The following is a 2,093-nucleotide window of genomic DNA, read 5'->3' on the forward strand; positions in this document are numbered from 1 at the left end:
AGAAACGGACAGTGCGTGGCTTAAATAGCGCTTAGGAAATGGAATTGCGTTAGACATAAATAATCCTGGGGTTGAAATAGATGAAAATGTAATAGCTGCAACAACAAATAAAAAATCGCCGGAGCGATAAGGACTATTTGCCTGCCGAAAATAATGCGCGCGAAATTTAAGTAAAAATGCTGACACCCAAAACGTCTAGAAAAAAAATTGCAAGACGTCGCGCAAGAAGTTTTACATTTTGGATAAATTTTGTTACTTCGTTATGACAACCCACTCGATCAAGAATCCGAGTTGCAAAGTCACCACAGTACTAGCGGAAGCAAAACTTCCCGCAATAAATTGTTATTGAATTGAATGTAAAGACTGCGTGGCAGGTGAGGATCACACGTACGCATCTTCAGACGAAAATCATCTCCATATTTCGATCGATTCGGAGAACGCGGAAAGATTTAATTTCGTTTTTTGCGCTATGAAATTCACATCAGGTACGGGAAAATTGCACCTGGTTGAAGTATGTGGTTGGCGAGAATGCGCGCTTCAGTATTAAGAAAAAAATTATGTGTACTAAAAATTTTTACACCCGGGCTATGCTCTCCATTGATAACACAAGAGAGAAAAAATTACGGACTTAGCCTATTAATTAAAAAAATGCGTTACGCGACCGCAAAAAAAGATATACAGAATTACGACACCCTTTTCAGGGTAACTGGTTAATACAATGATGCCAATCCGAGATCGAAAAGCAGCACAACTAAATTTTATATGACCGTCGGCTTTCGCCCCAAAGCGGACATTCCGAAGAGGCAAGGTTATAGAAGCCAGTGATGCGAGTAATCAATATTTACGGAAATTACCCATACTGCTGGGCCGACCAAGTCTGTAACGTTTAATCTCCATTCCCTTGTTTTGTAAAACGAGATGGTGCCTGTGACAGCCCAATAAAAATTCATAAGTGCAAAGAGAATAAGGATTGGAAACGCGGTAAGTGGCATCGAATAGCGTAGGTACGCAAGGGCTCCAATAATGTTCACGGCAAGCCGAATGGTGCTCTTAATACTGAAAAATTTGGAATAATTTGGCATCGATTTTTATGGCGAATTTCTACTAATGGCCGGACGCTACTTTTTATCATATAACTCGCCGTCATCACCCTGGACCTTGGCCTTCAATTTGACCGCAATTTTTTTCAGCTTTTCGACGGCTTTCTCCGACGGATCGGTTGTCCTCAATTCACCAAACTTGGGCTCATACCATAACGGGAACGACTCACCATCAACAGTAACAATGAAATCGTTCTCGGTGTTCTGATTGTCGGGCTGGACGTCTCTATCCCCTTGCACATATCTGCGCCATTCCGTAAGCAAGATTAGAGGGCCATTCGCGTCAGCCCAATGAACCTTTCGAGTGACATGGTCGTCATACCCCGCAAACGCGACGCTAGAAACTGAAACAAAAATTAGCGGTATCAGAAATCTCATAATCTCAAGTTAGAAAAATTATCCTTGTTCATTGGCAGCTTTTGGCCGTTTTCAGAAGCTTCGTTACTAACCATTAGCTACCCAACAGAGACGATGGACTTGCCGCCTCAGGTGTATCCTCGCTCTTGACGGTAAAGAATTTACAATGAATTGTCCTGCCTCTTCTTGAAGCTAAGTACAAGCAATGTAGTAACGACTGCAACAATGCCCCAAGCTGTAGCGTTTAATAGCACCGCTGCCTCCAAGGAGTCAGGTCCGAAGGCATGAAGAAGCAGGTTATCTGGAAGAGACGAAACGGGGAAGCTTACAAGAGTAAGGAGCAATTTGTCGTTTTCTGGAAGAGTACACCTGTGACCAATGTCAGCGCATACCATAGCTTTGCTCCACATCGACATGATTCCAACAAAATTGGTAGTGAAGACGACTAAAAAAAGCAGCGGTAATGTAATTTTTTTATTCATTATACCGTTAGAAAAAGGTGACAAATCGGGGGTGTCCTGAATTTTGTGTAAACGGGGGTTCAGTTAAACATTCGGCATACGGTCGCCGAACTGGATTGTAAATCGATTCAGCGCTGCTTTCCAATCTCTAATTGGCATTGTCCATTTTTTGCTG

Annotated in this window: 1 protein-coding gene; it reads right to left on the reverse strand. The window is 42.4% G+C overall.

The annotated features are described in order from the left end of the window. On the reverse strand, positions 1-186 hold a 186-nt coding region (locus ACO0K1_RS20060), incomplete at its 3' end, for a hypothetical protein (RefSeq protein WP_423028955.1). Positions 187-2,093: the final 1,907 nt, after the last annotated feature.

This window comes from Undibacterium sp. SXout20W (assembly GCF_049340285.1).
In the GTDB taxonomy this organism is placed as follows: Bacteria; Pseudomonadota; Gammaproteobacteria; order Burkholderiales; family Burkholderiaceae_D; genus Undibacterium.